The sequence below is a fragment of the Rubellimicrobium sp. CFH 75288 genome (genome assembly GCF_009904055.1).
In the GTDB taxonomy this organism is placed as follows: domain Bacteria; phylum Pseudomonadota; class Alphaproteobacteria; order Rhodobacterales; family Rhodobacteraceae; genus Rubellimicrobium.
This window is the reverse complement of the sequence record NZ_WYDP01000003.1, coordinates 203,437-221,523: the sequence shown is the minus strand read 5'-3', so window position 1 is coordinate 221,523 and position 18,087 is coordinate 203,437. Positions and strand designations below refer to the sequence as shown.

The window sequence follows — 18,087 nt, the reverse complement described above, 5'->3', positions numbered from 1 at the left end:
GCCATGACCGACGGCACCGGGGCCAGCCCAGTCGTGACCCGCTTTGCCCCCTCTCCCACCGGAGCGCTGCATATCGGGGGTGCACGCACGGCCCTGTTCAACTGGCTGTTCGCCCGTCGGCACGGAGGCCGGTTCCTGCTGCGCATCGAGGACACGGACCGCGCCCGCTCCACACCCGAGAACCGGCAGGCCATCCTGGACGGCCTGCGCTGGCTGGGGATCGACTGGGACGGGGAGCCGGTGAGCCAGTCGGCGCGGGCCGCGCGTCATGCGGAGGTCGCCCGCGAAATGCTCGCGCGCGGGGCAGCCTACAAGTGCTTTGCCACGCCCGAGGAGATCGAGGCGGCCCGCGAGGCGGCCCGCGCCGAGGGCCGATCGACGCTGTTCCGCTCGCCCTGGCGCGACGTGCCCGAGCGCGACCATCCGGACGCGCCCTTTGTCATCCGCATCAAGGCCCCTCGCGACGGGGCGACCACGATCCGCGACGCGGTGCAGGGCGAGGTGACGATCGGCAACGACCAGCTCGACGACATGGTGATGCTGCGCGCGGACGGCACGCCGCTCTACATGCTGGCCGTGGTGGTGGACGATCACGACATGGGCGTGACGCATGTGATCCGCGGAGACGACCATCTGACCAACGCCTTCCGCCAGAAGCTGATCTATGACGCGATGGGATGGCCCATGCCGGTCATGGCGCATGTGCCGCTGATCTTCGGCCCGGACGGCAAGAAGCTGTCCAAGCGTCACGGCGCCACGGCGACGGCCGACTACCAGCGGATGGGCTTTCTGGCGGCCGGGATGCGCAACTATCTGCTGCGGCTGGGCTGGAGCCACGGCGACGCCGAGTTCCTGACCGACGAGGAGGCGCGCGCGCTGTTCGACCTGGAGGGCATCGGCCGCTCGCCGGCCCGCTTCGACTTCAAGAAGCTGGAAAGCCTGTCCGGCCAGCACATGGCGCGGACCGGGGACGAGGCCCTGCTGGCCGAGATCGAGGCCTTCCTGGCTGCGACCGGACAGCCGCCTCTCGGCCCCAGGCGCGAGCGGCTGAAGGCCGCCCTGCCCTTCTGCAAGCCGCGCGCCAAGACGATCCCGCAACTTCTCGAACAGGCGCAGTTCGCGCTGGCCGACCGGCCGATCGTTCCCGACGCGGCGGCCGTCAAGGCGCTCGATCCGGTATCCCGTGGTATACTGAGCGATTTGACGCCGCAGCTGCAAAATGCTAGCTGGGACCGGGGCAGCCTGGAATCCGTCGTGGCGGCCGCCGCCGAGCAGCGGGGCCTCGGTCTGGGCCGTCTCGCGGCGCCGCTCCGGGCCGCGCTCGCCGGGCGGACGGCCACGCCCAGCGTGTTCGACATGATGGCGGTGCTCGGCCGCGAGGAGAGCCTCGGCCGGATTGCCGACGCGCTGGAACGGACGGGGCATTGACCATGGGACAGCAAGGGGGGGCCTTCATGGCCGACACGCGGACGGCGACAACTCGCACGGCGACGCTCTTGATCGACGGCAAGGAAGTGTCCCTGCCGATCCTGACCCCGACCGAGGGGCCGGAATGTCTCGACATCCGCCGTCTCTATGCCGAGGCGGACGTGTTCACCTACGACCCCGGTTTCACGTCCACGGCGGCCTGTGCCTCCACCATCACCTTCATCGACGGCGACAAGGGCATCCTGCTGCACCGCGGCTATCCGATCGAGCAGCTCGCCGAGAAGTCCCATTACCTCGAGCTGTGCTATCTGCTGCTCTACGGGCACCTGCCCAAGGCCGCCGAGCTCGAGAAGTTCGAGACGCTCGTGACCCGGCACACGATGATCCACGAGCAGATGCACTATTTCTTCCGCGGCTTCCGCCGGGACGCCCATCCGATGGCGACGATGGTGGGGGTGGTCGGGGCGATGTCGGCCTTCTACCACGACAGCCTCGACATCAACGATCCGCGCCAGCGCGAGATCGCGGCCTTCCGGCTGATCGCCAAGATGCCCACGATCGCGGCCATGGCCTACAAGTACTCGATCGGCCAGCCCTTCGTGTATCCGAGGAACGATCTCGACTACGCGTCAAACTTCCTGCACATGTGCTTTGCCGTCCCGGCCGAGCCCTATGACGTGGACCCGACGCTGGCGCGCGCGCTCGACCGCATCTTCATGCTGCACGCGGACCACGAGCAGAACGCCTCCACCTCCACCGTGCGGCTGGCCTCGTCCTCGGGGGCGAACCCGTTTGCCTGCATCGCGGCAGGGATCGCCTGCCTGTGGGGTCCGGCGCATGGCGGTGCCAACCAGGCCGCGCTCGAGATGCTGCGCGAGATCGGGACCGTGGACCGCATCCCCGACTTCATCGCGCGCGTGAAGGACAAGTCCTCGGGGCAGCGGCTGATGGGGTTCGGGCACCGGGTGTACAAGAACTACGACCCGCGCGCCAAGGTGATGAAGCAATCCGCCGACGAGGTGCTGGACCTGCTCGGCATCAAGAACAACCCGACCCTGCAGGTGGCTCGCGAACTCGAGCGGATCGCGCTCGAGGACGATTACTTCGTGAGCCGCAAGCTCTATCCGAACGTGGATTTCTATTCGGGCATCATCCTCGAGGCGATGGGGTTCCCGACCTCCATGTTCACGCCGATCTTCGCGCTGGCCCGCACGGTCGGCTGGATCAGCCAGTGGCAGGAGCAGATCGCCGATCCGCAGCTTCGGATCGGGCGGCCGCGCCAGCTCTACCAGGGCGAGGCGCAGAGGGATTACGTCGAGGTCGAGGACCGCTGAACCCCTTCCGGCGGAAGTCCGGGCGACGGACACCGCCGGAACCTCCAGCACCCGGATTGTCCGGCGGCATCCCGGATGGCCAGCGCCGGGAGCAGCAGGGCTGCGAGCGCGATCCGGCGTCGCGCTGCGACCGCAGGTCCCAGCCCGACCCCTGCCGGGCCGCAGACCCGTTTCCTACGTCCGCCCTGTGCCACGGACGGAAGGAGACAGATCGTGAAGGACACCTACGACCCCCCGCGCGCGGCGCCGGCCCAGCCCCTGGCCGGAGCGCCGGCCGACCTCGCCCCGCTGCCGCCCATGCCGCCTCCCGGGGAGATCGCGCTCGACACCCACCATCGGCCCGAGGCCTGGCGCGACCGCTTCGCGCTGCGCCTCGTCAAGTTCATGCGCGTCTTCGCCGACGCCTTCTTCGCCAAGCGCTATGGCCACCGCGCCGTGGTGCTGGAAACGGTGGCGGCCGTGCCGGGCATGGTGGGGGGCCTGCTCCAGCATCTCAAGGCGGTGCGCTGGATCCGCGACGATCGCGGCTGGATCAAGGAGCTGATCGACGAGGCCGACAACGAGCGGATGCACCTGATGACCTTCATCGAGATCGCCAAGCCCTCGTGGTTCGAGCGGGGCGTGATCCTGGTGGGCCAGGCCGTGTTCTTCAACGCCTATTTCTGGCTCTACCTGTTCGCGCCCCGGATCGCGCACCGGGTCGTGGGCTATCTCGAGGAGGAGGCGGTGGTGAGCTACACCCAGTATCTCGCCGCCATCGATGCGGGCCTGATCCCGAACGTGCCGGCCCCGGAGATCGCCAAGCGCTACTGGAACCTGCCCGACGACGCGCGGCTGCGCGAGGTGGTGGTGGTGATCCGCGCCGACGAGGCGGGACACCGCGACCGCAACCATTTCTTCGCCGACGAGATCGCTGCCGGGCGCGGCTGATCTCAGGTCCAGCGCGGCGCGCGCTTCTCGCGGAAGGCGGCGAGGCCCTCGGCGAAGTCACCGTCCCGGGCGAGGCGGCCCTGATGGGCCGCCTCGGTCGCGAGCTGGGCCGAGAGCGAGGCCTCGAAGGCAGCGCGCAGGGCCGTGCGGCTGGCGCGCAGTGCCCCGGCCGGCCCCGCCGCGAGCCGCAGCGCCAGTTCGCGCCAGCGCGCGGCAAAGGTGGCGTCGGGCGCCGCTTCCCAGATCAGGCCCCATTCGGCGGCGCGCGGCGCGGGCAGCGGATCGGCCAGAAGCACGAGGCCCATCGCCCGCGCCAGCCCCACCGCCCGCGGCAGCGCCCAGGTGGCGCCCATGTCGGGCATGAGCCCGATGCGCGAGAAGGCGAAGGAGAAGGCCGCCCCCTCGGTCGCCACCACCATGTCGCAGGCCAGCGCGAGCGAGGCGCCCGCCCCGCTGGCCGCACCGTTGACGGCGGCAAGGACGGGGACGGGGCTGGCATGGATGGCGCGGACGATGGGCTCGTATTCCTCGGACAGGAGGCGGGCGGGGTCGTCCACGGTCTCGCCCAGGTCCTGTCCCGAGCAGAAGGCGGCGCCGGTCCCCGTCACGACCACGCAGCGCGCGGAGCCCGGCGCCTCGAGGGCGGAGAGCAGCGCGCGGCGCAGGGGCGAGTTGAGGGCGTTGCGAGTCTCGGGGCGATCGAGCGCGAGGATGCGCAGGCCCCCCGGCTCCTCCGTGATGCGCAGCCCGCTCATGTCCGGTCCCCCATCAGCTCCCTGAGGCGGGCGTGCTCCTCCTCGGAGAGGGGCGCAGGCGGCGGCGCCGCGGCGCGGCGGCGCACGGCGCCCCAGGCGATCCCAGCCCCCCCGGCCAGCAGCGCCGCCGGCATCAGCCACAGGAGCAGGTTGGCCCCCTCGGCCGTGGGACGCAGCAGGACGTACTCCCCGTAGCGGGCGACCACGGCCTCCACCACCGCGCGGTCGCTGTCGCCCGCCACCAGGCGCTCGCGCACGAAGAGGCGCATGTCGCGCGCGACGTCGGCGGTGCTCTCGTCGATCGATTCGTTGCGGCAGACGGGGCAGCGCAGGCCTTCGGAGATGGCGCGCGCGCGGGCCTCGAGCGAAGGGTCGGACAGGATCTCGTCCGGCTGGACGGCCAGGGCGGGCGCGGACAGCAGAAGGACGGCCGCGAGGGCGAGGGCGGGGGCGCGCATGGGGGCTATTCCGCCGGGCTGAGCGAGGGGCGCGCGGCGGGCGCGCGCGCGGCACCGGCGGCCACGCGCAGGCGGCGATCGCTGAGCGACAGCAGCCCCCCCAGCGCCATCAGCACCGCGCCCGCCCACATCCAGTTGGCGAAGGGCTTGATGTAGGTGCGCAGCGCGAAGCCGCCCCCCTCCTGCGGGTCGCCCAGGACCACGTAGAGGTCGCGCCAGAGGCCGTAATGGATCGCCGCCTCGGTCGTGGGCATGCGGGCGACGGGGTAGAAGCGCTTCTCGGGGTGAAGCGTGGCCACGGGGCGGCCGGCGCGGGTCACGGTCACGGTGCCCATCAGGCTGCGGTAGTTGGGGCCGTCCACCTCCTCGGCCCCCCGGAGGGTGAAGGTGTAGCCGCCGAGCGTGAAGGGCTCGCCGAAGCGGGCGGTGCGGATGTCCTCCTGCTCCCAGGCCATGAGAAGGGAGATGCCGAGGATGGCGATGCCGAAGCCCGCATGGGCCACGGCCTTGCCCCAGTCCGCGCGCGGCAGCCGCAGGAGGCGAGAGGGTCCCGACCGGCCCGTGCGGGCCCAGAGGTCGAGCGCGGCCCCGGCCACGATCCAGACGGCCAGCGCCGTTCCCACCGGCGCGAGGATCGGCCGCCCCGTCCCCACCGCCCAGGCGAGCGCGGCGCCCGCGAAGGCGAGAAGGAGCGCGGGCAGCAGCGTGCGGGTGGCGCGGGCCGCGTCGCCCCGCTTCCACGCGAGGAGCGAGCCCAGGGGAAGGATGACGGCGAGGGCGACCATGAAGGGGGTGAAGGCGGCCTCGAAGAAGGGGGGGCCGACGGAGAGGACGCGGCCCCAGAGCATCTCGGCCACCAGCGGCCAGACGGTGCCCACGAGGACCACGAAGGCCGCGACCGACAGGAGCACGTTGTTGGCCACCAGCGCCGATTCGCGGCTGACCAGGCCGAACACGCCGCGGGCCTCGAGCGCGGAGGCGCGCAGGGCGAACAGGAGCAGCGCGCCGCCGGTGAACACCCCGAGGATGAGGAGGATGAACACGCCGCGCGTGGGGTCGGTGGCGAAGGCATGCACGGAGGTGAGCACGCCCGAGCGCACGATAAAGGTGCCGAGCAGCGAGAAGGCGAAGGCGAGGATGGCGAGCAGGACCGTCCAGGTCTTGAGCGCCTCGCGCTTTTCCACGACGATGGCCGAGTGCAGCAGGGCCGCGGCGATGAGCCAGGGCACGAAGCTCGCGTTCTCGACCGGGTCCCAGAACCAGAAGCCGCCCCAGCCGAGTTCGTAATAGGCCCACCAGGAGCCGAGCGCGATGCCGAGCGTCAGGAACGTCCAGGCGGCGAGGGTCCAGGGCCGGACCCAGCGGCCCCAGGCGGCGTCCACCCGCCCCTCGAGCAGGGCGGCGACGGCGAAGGAGAAGGCCATCGAGAGGCCGACATAGCCGAGATAAAGGAAGGGCGGGTGGAAGGCGAGGCCGGGGTCCTGCAGGAGCGGGTTGAGGTCGCGCCCGTCGAGGGGGGCGAAGGGGAGCCGCGCGAAGGGGTTGGAGGTGAAGAGGATGAAGGCCGCAAAGGCCACGCCGATCGCGCTCTGGACGCCCAGGACGCGGGCGCGCAGCGTGGGGGGCAGGTTGCCGCCGAACCAGGCCGCCGTCGCGCCGAAGCCCGCGAGGATCAGCAGCCACAGGAGCATCGAGCCCTCGTGGTTGCCCCAGACGCCGGTGAGCTTGTAGAGCGCGGGCTTGGCCGAGTGCGAGTTCTCGTAGACGAGGCGCACGGAGAAGTCCGACACCAGAAAGGCCCAGGTCAGGCAGGCGAAGCTGAAGGCCACGAGCAGGAACAGCGTCGTCGCGGCAGGCGCGCCGGCCTCCATCCAGTCGCGCCAGCCCCGGTGCGCCCCCACGAGGGGAACGACCGTGCCGAACAGGGCGACGGCGAAGGCGAGAACGAGGGCGAGGTGGCCGAGCTCGACGATCATGGCGGCGGTCCGGGTCTGTCGGGGCGGGAGCAGGTATAGGGCAAGGAGCCCCGGCGCGCCATGCCGGTCGCCGGGGCAGTTCGTCACGGGGCCGTCAGTTGGCGTCGCGGAGGGCCCGCCACGCGTCGAGAGCGGGGTTGGGGCCGGCGGAGAGGGTGGCGAGCGCGACCTCCGGCTCCGGGCCGGGGGCGGCGATGGCCGGGGTCTCCGCCTCCGGCGGCGGCTCGGCGGCGCCCGCGGCGATCGTCGCAAGATCGCGCTCGTGCGCCTGGGCGCGGGCCTGGAGGCGAGCGCCGCAATGGAGCGAGAGCAGCGCGCCCGCGATCCACCACAGCGCCTCGGGGGCGCGGGAGAGCGCCTCCATGCGGGCGGCGAACCAGTCCGGCGCGAGGGCGGCGGTCCCGATCAGGGCGATCGCGGCAAGCGTGGCCGCAGGACGCGGAAGGCGGTCGAGCAGCGCGAGGAGGCGCCCGAATGCGCCCCGGGGCCGGGGCGGCAGGGCGGATAGGACGGGAGGCGGGTTCGCCTCGGCCTCGCGCCGCAGCGCCTCGGCGAGGTGGAGGGCGGACGGGACGAGGGACAGGGCCTTCAGTGCCATTGGCGGGTCCTTTCGCGGTGCTGGGCGTCGGTGAGATGGAAGCGGGGATGGATGAACGCCTCGGCGCGGGCGATCCAGCCGCCCTTGCCGCCGTCGCGGCGCCGCGCGAAGCGCCGCAGGGCGGGCCGGGCATCGGCGAGCGCGTAGTAATAGTTGCGCCGTGCGATCCCGTAGGCGTCGGCGATGTGGTCCGGGGCGGCGGCAGCAGCCCGGCGGGCGGCGTCGGCCGTGCGGGGGCCCATCAGCCCGTCGATGGCGACGGGAAAGCCCATGTCGCAGAGGAGCCTCTGGAGAAGGCGCACGGCCTGGCTGCCCGCATTCACGTGCATGTCGAACACCGAGGCCCGCAGCACGTCCGGCAGCAGGTCGAGCCGGGGACGGCGGAAATGGTGCTCGACGAAGATGGCGGCGGCCTGGTCGGGCGTCAGGCGGCGCAGGTCGGACTCGGTCACGCGGCCGTCGCGGTCGAGGTCGAGCCCGAGCCGCCGCAGCGTGCCGATGGTCACTCCGTGGTTCGTCGCCCCGCCCGGATCGGCGGGGTCCCTGACCCATCCGCCCTCGCGGCGGACGATGTCCCTGGCGATGTCCTCGACGGTCTTCATGGGTCTGCCCCCCTGTTGCGCGATGGGGGCAGGATGGGGGGAAATGGTTAACGAAACCTTGGGGCACCGCGCGTTGCGCGGGAACCGCAACCCCTTGTCACGTCTGCAGAAAAAGAGTTAACGGCCGTTAACCGTCAATAGGCGGGAGCGCCGTGCCCGGCCGACGGATTCGCCGGGTCCACATAGACGCCCTGCTCCTTGAGCGCCTCGATGACCTCGCGCGGCATGTAGGTCTCGTCGTGCTTGGCGAGGATCTCCACCGCCTCGAAGGTGCCGTCCACGAAGCGGCCCTGGCCGACCATCCCTTCGCCCTCGCGGAAGAGGTCGGGCAGGATGCCGGTAAAGGTCACGGGAACGGAGGCGCCCCCGTCGGTGACATGGAAGAACACGGTCCCGCCCTCCCCGCGAACAAGGGTGCCGGGCTCCACGAGGCCGCCGATGCGGAACAGCTCGGTCGGCGCGGGAGGATCGGCGAGGACCTGGGACGGGGAGCGGAAGAAGCTGATCCCGTCGCGCAGCGCATAGCCGATCGTCGCCGTCGAGACGGCGAGCGCCACGGCGGCGACGGCGATGACCTGGATGCGGCGCTTCTTCTTGAGGGGCATCATGGCGCAGACCCTAGGGAAAGAGGGGGGGCGCGAGAAGGCCCTGCGTCTCGGGCAGGGAGAGCAGGAGGTTGGCGTTCTGCACCGCCTGTCCGGCGGAGCCCTTGTTGAGGTTGTCGAGGGTCGCGACGACAAGGGCGCGCCCCTCGACCCGGTCGGCGACGACGCCGAGATGGACGAAGTTCGAGCCCTGGACATGGGCCATCGCGGGCAGCTCGCCGAAGGGCAGGACGACCACGAAGGGCTCGTCCGCATAGGCGCGCAGGAGCGAGTCGTGCAGGGCGCGGGCGTCGCCGCGCAGGTAGCAGGAGGCGAGGATGCCGCGGTTGACGGGCACGAGGTGGGGGGTGAAGACGATGCGCACCTCGCGCCCCGCGAGGCGGGAGAAATGCTCGTCGAACTCGCCCAAGTGGCGGTGGCGGCCGCCCTGCGAATAGCCGGCCACGTCCTCGGACCGCTCGGCGAAGAGCATCGCCTCCTTGGGGGCGCGGCCGGCGCCGGAGATCCCGTTCTTGAGGTCGCAGACGATGGAGTCGAGGTCGATGAGGCCGTCCGCGATCAGCGGGCGCAGCGCGAACTGGACGCAGGCGGCGTTGCAGCCGGTCCCCGCCACGAGGCGGGCGCGGCGGATCTCCTCCCGGTGGAACTCGGTGAGGCCATAGACAGCCTCGGCCTGGAGGTCGGGGGCGGCATGGGGCTGGCCGTACCAGCGCTCGTAGGCGTCCGGCCGGAGGCGGAAATCGGCGCCGAGATCCACGACCCGCAGAGTGCGCGGCAGGCGGCCGACGAGGGACTGGGACAGGCCGTGGGGCAGCGCGAGGAAGGCGAGGTCGATGCCGGACCAGTCCACCTCGTCCACGGTGGCGAGAGCGGGCAGGTCGAGATGGCGCAGATGGGGAAAGACCGCGGCCACGGGCTGGCCCGCCTTGCGGTCCGCCGTCAGCGCCGCGATGCGCAGGGCCCCGTGGCCCGCGACGAGGCGGACGAGCTCGGCCCCCGTATAGCCGGAAGCGCCGACGATGGCGACGGATGCGGTCATGGCCTGTCCCGTTCGGATCGGGGCTGTCTAGCGCGCGGGGGCGGCGGGGGCAACGGACAGCCTGCCGCACGCCTGCCCAAGCCGTTGATGCGTCAGGCCGCCTCGAAGGCGATGGGGCGGCGCAGGAACTGGGTCGCGCGGTCCGAGACGCGCGCAGGCCGGCCCGTGGTCAGGAAGCGCACCCCCTCGCCCCCGCCCACCATCTCGGGGCGGCGGCGAAGATAGTCGGCGAGCGACTCGGCCACCAGAGACGGCTGGGAGAGGACGCGGACCGAGGGGCCGAGCGCCTCGCGGAAGGCGCCCTCGACCAGCGGGTAGTGGGTGCAGCCGAGCACGGCGGCGTCCGGCGCGGGCATCTTGCGGCGCAGCGCGTCCACATGGGCGCGCACCAGCGTTTCGGCGAGGATCATGTCGCCCTCCTCGATCGCGTCCACGAGGCCCCCGCAGGCCTGGCTCTCCACGTCCACGCCGATGGCGCGGAAGGCAAGCTCGCGCTGGAAGGCGCGGGAGGCGACGGTGGCCGGCGTGGCGAACAGCGCGACATGCTTGACCGCGACCTCGCGCGGGGGGGAGTTGTCGCCCCAGTTGCGCTCGGTCAGGGCCTCGATCAGGGGGACGAAGACGCCGAGAACGCGGCGGTCGCGCGGGACCCATGTTTCCTGCATCCGTCGCAGGGCGGCCGCGGAGGCGGTGTTGCAGGCCAGCACGACGAGGCGGCAGCCCGCGTCGAACAGGCGCGAGACGCCGGCCGTGGTCAGGCGGAAGATGTCCTCGGCGTCGCGCACGCCGTAGGGGGCATGGGCGTTGTCGCCGTAATAGACGAGCGGCAGGTCCGGCAGGCGGCGCGTGATCGCGTCGAGCACTGTGAGCCCGCCCAGCCCGCTGTCGAAGATGCCCACCGCCATGCGCCGCCCCCCCTGCCGGGGCCCGCGCGGCCCCCCGGGAGCGGTCAATAGGACGGCACGCGGCGGAAATCCACCCGGGCGGCAGGCGGGTCCGGGCGATAGCGGGCCTCGAACTCGTGCCCGATCTCGCCTTCGGGAACGGGGTCGGGCGAGAGGCCGTAGGTGGCGCGGCGCAGACAGGCGGTGAGCGCGGGCAGGTCGCCGCGCAGCGGGTCGAGCGCCTCGGGCGGAATCGGCTGGCCCACCCGCAGGCGCACCGTGCTGCCGGTGCGGCGGCGGAACTCGGACAGGAGCAGGCCGAGGCGGATCGTGTAGTGGAGATGCGAGGCAAGCTGGAACAGGCGCGAGTTGTGCCCCTCGAAGAAGAGCGGCACGACGGTGGCGCGGGAGCGGGCGACCATGCGCGCGCAGAAGCCGCGCCAGGCCGGATCGAGGGGGCGGCCAAAGGGACGGGCGGCGGTCGAGACGGTGCCGCCGGGAAAGATCCCGATCGCGCCGCCCGCGGCGAGATGCGCGAGCGCGGCCGCACGGGTGGCGAGGTTGGCGCGCGCCGCAGCCTCGGTCCCGTCGAAGTCCACCGGCAGGATGAAGGGCGCCAGTTCGGGCGCGGAGACGAACACCTTGTGGGCGAGGATGCGGAAGTCGCGCCCCCGCCGGGCCGACAGGACCCGCCCCAGGGTCAGGCCGTCGAGGATGCCGTAGGGGTGGTTGGCGACCACCACGAGCGGCCCGCGCGCAGGGATCAGCTCGAGCGCGCCCTCTGTCACCGCAAGGCCGATGCCGAAGCGCTGCGACACAGTTTCCCACAGGTCGGCACCCTCCGCGATGGCCTGGGCACAGGCGCGCGCGCGGCGCACGAGAGCAAGCCGGCCGGTCGCGTTCTCGACCAGGCGGACCACGGCGCGGCCCGCCGGGGTGGTGGCGCTGTCGGCATAGCTGATGCGGCGGGCAAGCGCGGACATGGGGGCTCCGGTCTGGGCGTCTGGTCCGCCAGACTGCCCGGTCTGCGCAACAATCGCGTGACAGCCCCGGCGCCATGCGGCAGATGCAGAGCAGAGGGGTTGCACTGTCGCACGGACGACATAGCTCGGCGGTAATCGCGGCAGACAGACCGTGCGGGGGGGAATGATGCTCGACTGGGACAAGCTGCGCATCTTCCATGCCGTCGCCTCGGCCGGCAGCCTCACCCATGCGGGAGAGACGCTGCACCTGAGCCAGTCGGCGGTGAGCCGCCAGATCCGTGCGCTGGAGGAGGGACTGGGCACCGCCCTGTTCCACCGCCATGCGCGGGGGCTGATCCTGACCGAGCAGGGCGAGCTGCTGTTCGAGGCCACGCGCAGCATGAACCGCCGACTGGAGACGGCCGCCGCGCGCATCCGCGACAGCGCCGAGGAGGTGTTCGGCGAGCTGCGCGTCACGACGACCCTCGCCTTCGGCACCCTGTGGCTCGCGCCCCGGCTGCCGCGGCTCTATCAGCGCTATCCCGACCTCAAGATCGACCTGATGCTCGAGGAGCGCGTGCTGGACCTGCCCATGCGGGAGGCCGACGTGGCCATCCGCATGAAGGAGCCGTCGCAGGCCGACCTGATCCGCAAGAAGCTGATGGGCATCCGCATCGCGCTCTATGCGTCGCGGCGCTATCTCGAGACGGCGCCGCCGCTCCAGACGCTCGAGGACATCGGCGGGCACCGGCTCATCACGCAGGGCCCGAACTCGCCGCAGGTCTCGGCCGGGGCGGCGCTCGCCCAGCAGATCCTGGCGCAGGAGCCGCGGGGGCGGCTGACCATCAACAACTATTTCGGCGTGCTCCAGGCCACGCTGAGCGATCTGGGCGTGGGCGTCCTGCCCGACTATGTCACGGAGGATTTCCCACAGCTCGTCCGCGTCCTGCCGGACGTGGAATCGGGCGAGGTGCCGGTCTTTCTCGCCTATCCCGAGGAGTTGCGGCAATCCAAGCGCGTCACCGTGTTCCGCGACTTCGTGCAGGAGGAGATGCTCGCCCACCGGCGGCGTCTGCGCGAGGCGGCGGCCTGACCGAGCCATGCGCCGGATGCAGGGCGGCTTTGCCGATAGCGGTCACAACCTTGCCTTGAAAGGGGGCAGATCGCCCTCTAGATCAGCACTCGAAGACGACGACGCTTCGCGCTCATCATCTTCAACCTCCCTGTTGGACTTCGCCGGGCCATTGCGCCCGGCGTTTTTTTTGCCGCAGGCGGCTGCCTTGCCGTAAGGTCGCGGGCAGGAGGGGGACGAGCGATGCGGTGGGGAGCCTGGGCCGTGCTGGCGGCGGGGCTGGGGACGGCAGCCTGGGGCTGGACCGAGCCCGCGCGCGGCTCGGCCGAGCGGCGGGCACTGATGGACGCGCTGCGCCCGCAGGCCGAGGCGCTGTTCGGCCCGCCGGTCGAGTTCGTCGTGGACGAGCTGCGGGTGGCCGGCGACGTGGCCTTTGCCGCCGTCACCGCCCAGAGGCCCGGCGGCGGCGCCATCGCCATCCACGAGACGCCGGGCTGGCGGTCGGGCTATTTCATGGAGGATGCCCACTGGTTCGGCGGGCAGGCGCTGCTGCGCCGGTCGGGCGCGGGCTGGGTGGCGGTGGAATCCGTGTTCGGCGCCACGGATGTCTGGTGGGTGGGGCCCGACACCTGCGCGGCCTTCGGGGCGGTAATCGCCGACCATTGCCGCTGAGGGTGCTTTTGCCGGGGGTCCGGGCACGCTAAGGGGCGGCCGACAGAGCCGACGGAGCCCGCCCATGCCCGATCCCCGTCCGTCCCCCGCCGTCCCCGCGCCGGCCGAAGCGCCGCTGCCCGAGCCGGCCGCGGCGGAGCCCGCGATCACCCCCGAACTGGTCGCCGCGCACGGGATCAGGCCCGACGAGTGGGAGCGTCTGCTGGCGATGCTGGGGCGCGAGCCGACCTGGACCGAACTCGGCATCGTCTCGGCCATGTGGAACGAGCATTGTTCCTACAAGTCGTCGAAGAAATGGCTGCGGACGCTGCACACGACCGGGCCGCAGGTCGTGATCGGGCCGGGTGAGAATGCGGGGGTGGTGGACCTGGGCGACGGCGACGTGCTCGTCTTCAAGATGGAGAGCCACAACCACCCCTCGTTCATCGAGCCTTATCAGGGGGCGGCGACCGGGGTGGGGGGCATCCTGCGCGACGTGTTCACCATGGGCGCCCGCCCCATCGCGGCGATGAACGCGCTCTCCTTCGGCGATCCGGCCCATCCGCGGACGCGGCGGCTCCTGTCGGGCGTGGTGGAGGGGATCGGGGGCTACGGCAACGCCTTCGGCGTGCCCAATGTGGGGGGCGAGGTGCGCTTTCACCGCGCCTATGACGGCAACTGCCTGGTCAACGCCTTTGCCGCGGGGCTGGCGCGGCGGGAGGGGATCTTCACCTCGGCCGCCTCGGGCGTGGGGCGACCCGTGGTGTATCTGGGTGCCAGGACGGGGCGTGACGGGGTGGGCGGCGCCACCATGGCCTCGGCCGAGTTCGGGGCGGATGCCGAGGAGAAGCGCCCCACCGTGCAGGTGGGCGACCCCTTCACCGAGAAGCGGCTGATGGAGGCCTGCCTCGAGCTGATGGCGACGGGGGCGGTGGTCTCGATCCAGGACATGGGGGCGGCGGGGCTGACCTGCTCGGCCGTGGAGATGGGGGACAAGGGGGGGCTGGGCATCCGGCTCGACCTCGACCGCGTGCCGGTGCGCGAGGCGGGAATGACACCCTACGAGATGATGCTCTCGGAGAGCCAGGAGCGGATGCTGATGGTCCTGCACCCCGAGAAGGAGGCCGAGGCGCGGGCGATCTTCGACAAGTGGGACCTCGACTTTGCCGTGGTGGGCGAGACGATCGCGGAGGACCGCTTCCTGATCCTGTCGGGCAACCGGGTGGCGGCGGACCTGCCGCTGTCCAGGCTCGCCTCCTCGGCGCCGGAATACGACCGGCCTTGGGTCGTCCCCCCTGCCCCGCCGCCCCTGCCGCCCCTGCCCGCGATCGGCGCGCTGGAGGGGCTGCGGGTGCTGCTGCGGGACCCCAACCATGCCTGGAAGGGCTGGATCTGGGAGCAGTACGACAGCCAGGTGGGGGGCGACACGGTGCGCACCCCCGGCGCGGGGGCGGGCGTGGTGCGGGTGCACGGAACGGGCAAGGCCGTGGCCTTCACCGCCGACGTGACGCCCCGCTATGTCGCGGCCGATCCGCTGCAGGGCGGGCGACAGGCGGTGGCCGAGGCGTGGCGCAACCTGGTGGCGGTGGGGGCGCGCCCGCTCGCGGCGACCGACAACCTCAACTTCGGCAACCCCGAGCGGCCCGAGATCATGGGCCAGTTCGTGCTGGCCGTCCGCGGCATCGGCGAGGCGTGCCGGGCGCTCGACTTTCCCATCGTGTCGGGCAATGTGAGCCTCTACAACGAGACGGAGGGCCGCGCGATCCTGCCCACGCCGACGATCGGGGGGGTGGGCCTGCTGCGCTCCCTGGGCGAGATGATCGCGGGGCCGGGGCGCGAGGGCGACGCGCTGGTGCTGATCGGGGCGGAGGGCGCGCATCTGGGGCAGTCGGCGCTGCTGGCCGCGCTGGGGATCGAGGCGGGCGAGGCGCCGGTCGTGGACCTGGCGGCCGAGCGCGCACACGGGGAGTTCGTGCTGGCGCATCGCCGTCTGATCCGGGCCTGTTCGGACCTGTCGGACGGGGGGCTCGCGCTGGCGGCCTTCGAGATGGCGGAGGCGGCGGGCTGCGGGGCGGTGCTGGAGGAGGGCGCGCTGCCTGCGCTCTTCGGCGAGGACCAGGCGCGCTATCTCTGCGCGACCGCTGTGCCCGAGGCGCTGCTCGCCGCGGCCGAGGAGGCGGACCTGCCGGCGCGCGTGGTCGGGCGGCTGGGCGGGGCGGTCTTCCGGCTGGGGACGGAGGAGGCGCCGATGGCCGATCTGGTCGCGCTGTGGCGGCGCGCCTTTGCGGAGGCGCTGGGCTGAGGTGGGGGCCATTGCGGCCCCCCGGCGCGGCCCCTACATTGCCCCCCGGACGGGAGGTTTCAGCCCATGCCCATGCAGGCCCACGACATCGAGCGCCTCATCCGGGAAAGCTTTCCCAACGCGCGGATCACGATCACGGACCTGGCCGGCGACGGCAATCATTATGCCGCCGAGGTCGTGGACGAGAGCTTTCGCGGCAAGAACCGCGTGGAGCAGCAGCGCGCCGTCTATGCCGCACTCAAGGGCCGGATGGACGGCCCCAATGGCGAGCTGCATGCGCTGGCGCTGACGACCAAGGCCCCGGATTGAGGACATCATCCATGACCACCGCGACCGTGCAGGACCAGATCCGCGACACCGTGACCCGCCACGATGTCGTCCTGTTCATGAAGGGCACCAAGGCCATGCCGCAATGCGGCTTCTCCTCGCGCGTGGCGGGGGTGTTGAGCTACATGGGCGTGGACTTCGTGGACGTGAACGTGCTCGCCGATCCCGAGATCCGGCAGGGGATCAAGGACTTCTCGGACTGGCCCACGATCCCGCAGCTCTACGTGAAGGGCGAATTCGTGGGCGGCTGCGACATCGTCACGGAGATGACCCTCTCGGGCGAGCTCGACGCCCTGTTCGAGAGCAGGGGCATCCCGTTCGACAAGGCACGCGCGGACGAGATCCGGCAGGCCAACGCCTGAGAGCGGCCGGACGGCGCGCCTCGGACAGCGGGTGCCCGAAGTCCTGGCGGATGCGCAACAGTGCGGCAGCCTGCGCGCGCTCGCCCGCTAGGCAGCGCCCCTGCGGCTGTGATTGACTGGCGGCATCGTCAACCGGTCCGGGTTCCCGCCTTGCCAGCCGCTGCCCCGCCCCGTCCGTGCGGCGCCCCGCCGCCGCTGGGGGGCGGAAGCGCTCCGGCAGGCGGCGCGGCGTCATGGCGCTGATCATCGAGATCCTGCTGGGGCTCGGCTTCGCCGCCGCGGTCGGCGGCGTGGTGCATGTGTGGCGCGCCCGCATGGAGACCGAACGTCTGGATGCGCTGCAGGCGCTGGCGGCACGGCGCGGCTGGGCGCTGACGCTCACGGGCGAGCGGCTGGGCCGGGCGGGCACGCTCCGCCTCGCCCCGCGGGGCGGCAACCCCTGGGTCGCCGAGGCGCGGCCCGCGGGAGCCGGACCGGGGGCCCCCGCGACCCTCTACGAGGCCGGCGCCCCCCGCTGGGCCGAGGGGACGCTGGTGCTGGTGGCGCGGCCGCAGGGTGCGCCCGAGGCGATGCGTGCCCCGGGTCCTGATCGCGGCGCGGTGCTCGCGCGGCAGCTGGGACCCGATCTGGCGGGGCTTCCGGCCTCGCTGCGCCCCGTCGAGGCCGGTCCGGGCCTCGTGGCGCTGGCCGATGCCGATCCGTCGCGGCGCGCGCCGCTCGAGGATCTGGGGCGTCTGCTCGGCGCCTGGCGGCCGGTCGTCCGGGGCGAGCGGGGCCGGCCGGTCCTGATCCTGTCGCCGGAGGGGATGCAGGTCCGGCTGGGCCACGCCATCGGCCATGCCGGGCCCATGGAGCGATTCGTGGACCTCTGCCTCGACCTCAGCCGGACGCTGGGGCCGGACTGACCGGCCCGGGGCGCGGAGGCCGGGTCATCCCGGGGCCGGTGCCGGAGGCGCCGCGCCCGCGATCTCGGCCAGCGCCCGCGCGAGCGCCTCGGCCTCCTCGGCAGCGCTTTCCATGAGGCGGATGGCTTCCGGCGGGACGACCCGGACCTCGACCGGCACCTCGACCTCGGGCGGACGGGTCCGCGCGGCCGATTCGAGCGCGGCGACCCGGGCCTCGGCCTGCCGCAGGCGATCCTCGAGGCTGGCCGTCTTGTCGGCGAGCATCAGCCCCGCCATCAGCAGCATCCGCCCCTCGGGCATCCGGCCGATCTGTTCGGACAGCGCGCTCGCCTCGGCGTCGAGGAGCGCGGCGGCGGAGCGCAGATAGGGTTCCTCGCCGGGCTGGCAGGCCACTTCGAAGTGCCGGCCGCCCACGGAGATCTCGACCTGGGGCATCTCAGCGCGCCTCCTCGACCAGGGGAACAAGCTCGGCCAGGACGGCCTCGACCTCGCGGCGGCGCGTCTCCGCCTCGGCCGACAGGCGGGCGATCTCGCCGCGCGCAGCCTCCAGCTCGGCCGACAGGCGCGCCACCTCGGCGCGGGCGGTATCCTCGCCGGCGGCGGCCCGTTCGCGCTCGCGCTCGCGCAGGGTGCGGATGCGCTCCTCGAGCTGCGCGTTGGCGAGGCGCTCCTCCTCGAGTTCGGCGCGCAGCCGGTCGAGTTCGGAGGGGTTCGGCGCCTCCGCGGCGCGGCTGGCCAGCGCCTCGGCTCCTTGCGCGATTCCGGCCAGGGCGGCAGCGATCCGCTCCCGCGCTTGGCGGAGTCGCGCCAGGCCCTCCGGTTCGTCGCCCTCGCCCATCCCGTGCATCCGCCCTCGTCCTCTGTCCCTCGCGGGCGCCCGGGCCCGCCTGTCCGGGC

Annotated in this window: 20 protein-coding genes; 9 read left to right on the top strand and 11 right to left on the bottom strand. The window is 72.5% G+C overall.

Translation table 11 applies throughout. From position 1 onward, the window contains the following. Positions 1 to 3: 3 nt before the first annotated feature. The 3 genes from gltX to GT358_RS04360 all read left to right on the top strand — a co-directional run bounded on the left by gltX (position 4) and on the right by GT358_RS04360 (position 3,692). Positions 4 to 1,428, top strand: a complete 1,425-nt coding sequence (gene gltX, locus GT358_RS04370; protein ID WP_166581362.1) for a glutamate--tRNA ligase — start codon at positions 4 to 6, stop codon at positions 1,426 to 1,428. 26 nt (positions 1,429 to 1,454) lie between these two features. After that, complete coding sequence (locus tag GT358_RS04365) at positions 1,455 to 2,762, top strand: citrate synthase (protein ID WP_166581361.1); 1,308 nt, start codon at positions 1,455 to 1,457, stop codon at positions 2,760 to 2,762. Between the two features lie 297 nt (positions 2,763 to 3,059). Further along, entirely contained in the window at positions 3,060 to 3,692 is a 633-nt protein-coding gene (locus tag GT358_RS04360) for an alternative oxidase (RefSeq protein ID WP_166581615.1), read from the top strand. A gap of 2 nt (positions 3,693 to 3,694) precedes the next feature. Here GT358_RS04360 and GT358_RS04355 read toward each other — a convergent pair whose 3' ends face one another. The 9 genes from GT358_RS04355 to GT358_RS04315 all read right to left on the bottom strand — a co-directional run bounded on the left by GT358_RS04355 (position 3,695) and on the right by GT358_RS04315 (position 11,592). After that, a complete protein-coding gene (locus GT358_RS04355) occupies positions 3,695 to 4,447 on the bottom strand; it encodes an enoyl-CoA hydratase-related protein (protein WP_166581360.1) in 753 nt (250 codons plus the stop codon). Beyond that, positions 4,444 to 4,905, bottom strand: coding sequence for a cytochrome c-type biogenesis protein (locus GT358_RS04350; protein ID WP_166581359.1), 462 nt, complete (start codon positions 4,903 to 4,905; stop codon positions 4,444 to 4,446). Before GT358_RS04350 ends, GT358_RS04355 begins: the two co-directional genes overlap by 4 nt. 5 nt (positions 4,906 to 4,910) lie before the next feature. After that, positions 4,911 to 6,881 (bottom strand): heme lyase CcmF/NrfE family subunit, encoded by a 1,971-nt coding sequence (locus GT358_RS04345; RefSeq protein WP_166581358.1) that lies wholly within the window; start codon positions 6,879 to 6,881, stop codon positions 4,911 to 4,913. 94 nt (positions 6,882 to 6,975) lie between these two features. After that, positions 6,976 to 7,479: a 3TM-type holin gene (locus GT358_RS04340; protein WP_166581357.1), complete on the bottom strand. Its 504-nt coding sequence runs from the start codon at positions 7,477 to 7,479 to the stop codon at positions 6,976 to 6,978. Continuing rightward, the gene (locus GT358_RS04335; RefSeq protein ID WP_166581356.1) at positions 7,470 to 8,081 is read right to left on the bottom strand and encodes a holin-associated N-acetylmuramidase; all 612 of its coding nucleotides are present in this window, start codon (positions 8,079 to 8,081) and stop codon (positions 7,470 to 7,472) included. Before GT358_RS04335 ends, GT358_RS04340 begins: the two co-directional genes overlap by 10 nt. 134 nt (positions 8,082 to 8,215) lie before the next feature. Continuing rightward, on the bottom strand, positions 8,216 to 8,689 hold the full coding sequence (gene ccmE / locus GT358_RS04330) for a cytochrome c maturation protein CcmE (protein ID WP_166581355.1): 474 nt from the start codon (positions 8,687 to 8,689) through the stop codon (positions 8,216 to 8,218). Between the two features lie 10 nt (positions 8,690 to 8,699). Beyond that, a complete protein-coding gene (argC, locus tag GT358_RS04325; RefSeq protein WP_166581354.1) occupies positions 8,700 to 9,725 on the bottom strand; it encodes an N-acetyl-gamma-glutamyl-phosphate reductase in 1,026 nt (341 codons plus the stop codon). 92 nt (positions 9,726 to 9,817) lie between these two features. Then, a complete protein-coding gene (locus GT358_RS04320) occupies positions 9,818 to 10,630 on the bottom strand; it encodes a glutamate racemase (RefSeq protein WP_166581353.1) in 813 nt (270 codons plus the stop codon). Positions 10,631 to 10,674: 44 nt separating this feature from the next. Next, the gene (locus tag GT358_RS04315; RefSeq protein WP_166581352.1) at positions 10,675 to 11,592 is read right to left on the bottom strand and encodes a lysophospholipid acyltransferase family protein; all 918 of its coding nucleotides are present in this window, start codon (positions 11,590 to 11,592) and stop codon (positions 10,675 to 10,677) included. A 166-nt stretch (positions 11,593 to 11,758) separates the two neighbouring features. Here GT358_RS04315 and GT358_RS04310 point away from each other — a divergent pair, with 166 nt between their 5' ends. The 6 genes from GT358_RS04310 to GT358_RS04285 all read left to right on the top strand — a co-directional run bounded on the left by GT358_RS04310 (position 11,759) and on the right by GT358_RS04285 (position 17,190). After that, positions 11,759 to 12,664, top strand: coding sequence for a LysR family transcriptional regulator (locus tag GT358_RS04310; RefSeq protein ID WP_166581614.1), 906 nt, complete (start codon positions 11,759 to 11,761; stop codon positions 12,662 to 12,664). 222 nt (positions 12,665 to 12,886) lie between these two features. Continuing rightward, complete coding sequence (locus GT358_RS04305) at positions 12,887 to 13,315, top strand: hypothetical protein (protein ID WP_166581351.1); 429 nt, start codon at positions 12,887 to 12,889, stop codon at positions 13,313 to 13,315. 64 nt (positions 13,316 to 13,379) lie between these two features. Further along, the gene (purL, locus tag GT358_RS04300) at positions 13,380 to 15,596 is read left to right on the top strand and encodes a phosphoribosylformylglycinamidine synthase subunit PurL (RefSeq protein ID WP_166581350.1); all 2,217 of its coding nucleotides are present in this window, start codon (positions 13,380 to 13,382) and stop codon (positions 15,594 to 15,596) included. A gap of 66 nt (positions 15,597 to 15,662) precedes the next feature. After that, the gene (locus GT358_RS04295; RefSeq protein ID WP_166581349.1) at positions 15,663 to 15,905 is read left to right on the top strand and encodes a BolA family protein; all 243 of its coding nucleotides are present in this window, start codon (positions 15,663 to 15,665) and stop codon (positions 15,903 to 15,905) included. Between the two features lie 11 nt (positions 15,906 to 15,916). After that, a complete protein-coding gene (gene grxD, locus GT358_RS04290; protein ID WP_166581348.1) occupies positions 15,917 to 16,285 on the top strand; it encodes a Grx4 family monothiol glutaredoxin in 369 nt (122 codons plus the stop codon). 233 nt (positions 16,286 to 16,518) lie between these two features. After that, complete coding sequence (locus tag GT358_RS04285) at positions 16,519 to 17,190, top strand: hypothetical protein (RefSeq protein ID WP_166581347.1); 672 nt, start codon at positions 16,519 to 16,521, stop codon at positions 17,188 to 17,190. 24 nt (positions 17,191 to 17,214) lie between these two features. On the opposite strand, the gene GT358_RS04280 is transcribed toward GT358_RS04285, so the two are convergent. Beyond that, positions 17,215 to 17,625, bottom strand: a complete 411-nt coding sequence (locus GT358_RS04280; RefSeq protein WP_166581346.1) for a cell division protein ZapA — start codon at positions 17,623 to 17,625, stop codon at positions 17,215 to 17,217. 1 nt (position 17,626) lies between these two features. After that, positions 17,627 to 18,028 (bottom strand): hypothetical protein, encoded by a 402-nt coding sequence (locus GT358_RS04275; protein ID WP_166581345.1) that lies wholly within the window; start codon positions 18,026 to 18,028, stop codon positions 17,627 to 17,629. Between the last annotated feature and the right edge of the window lie 59 nt (positions 18,029 to 18,087).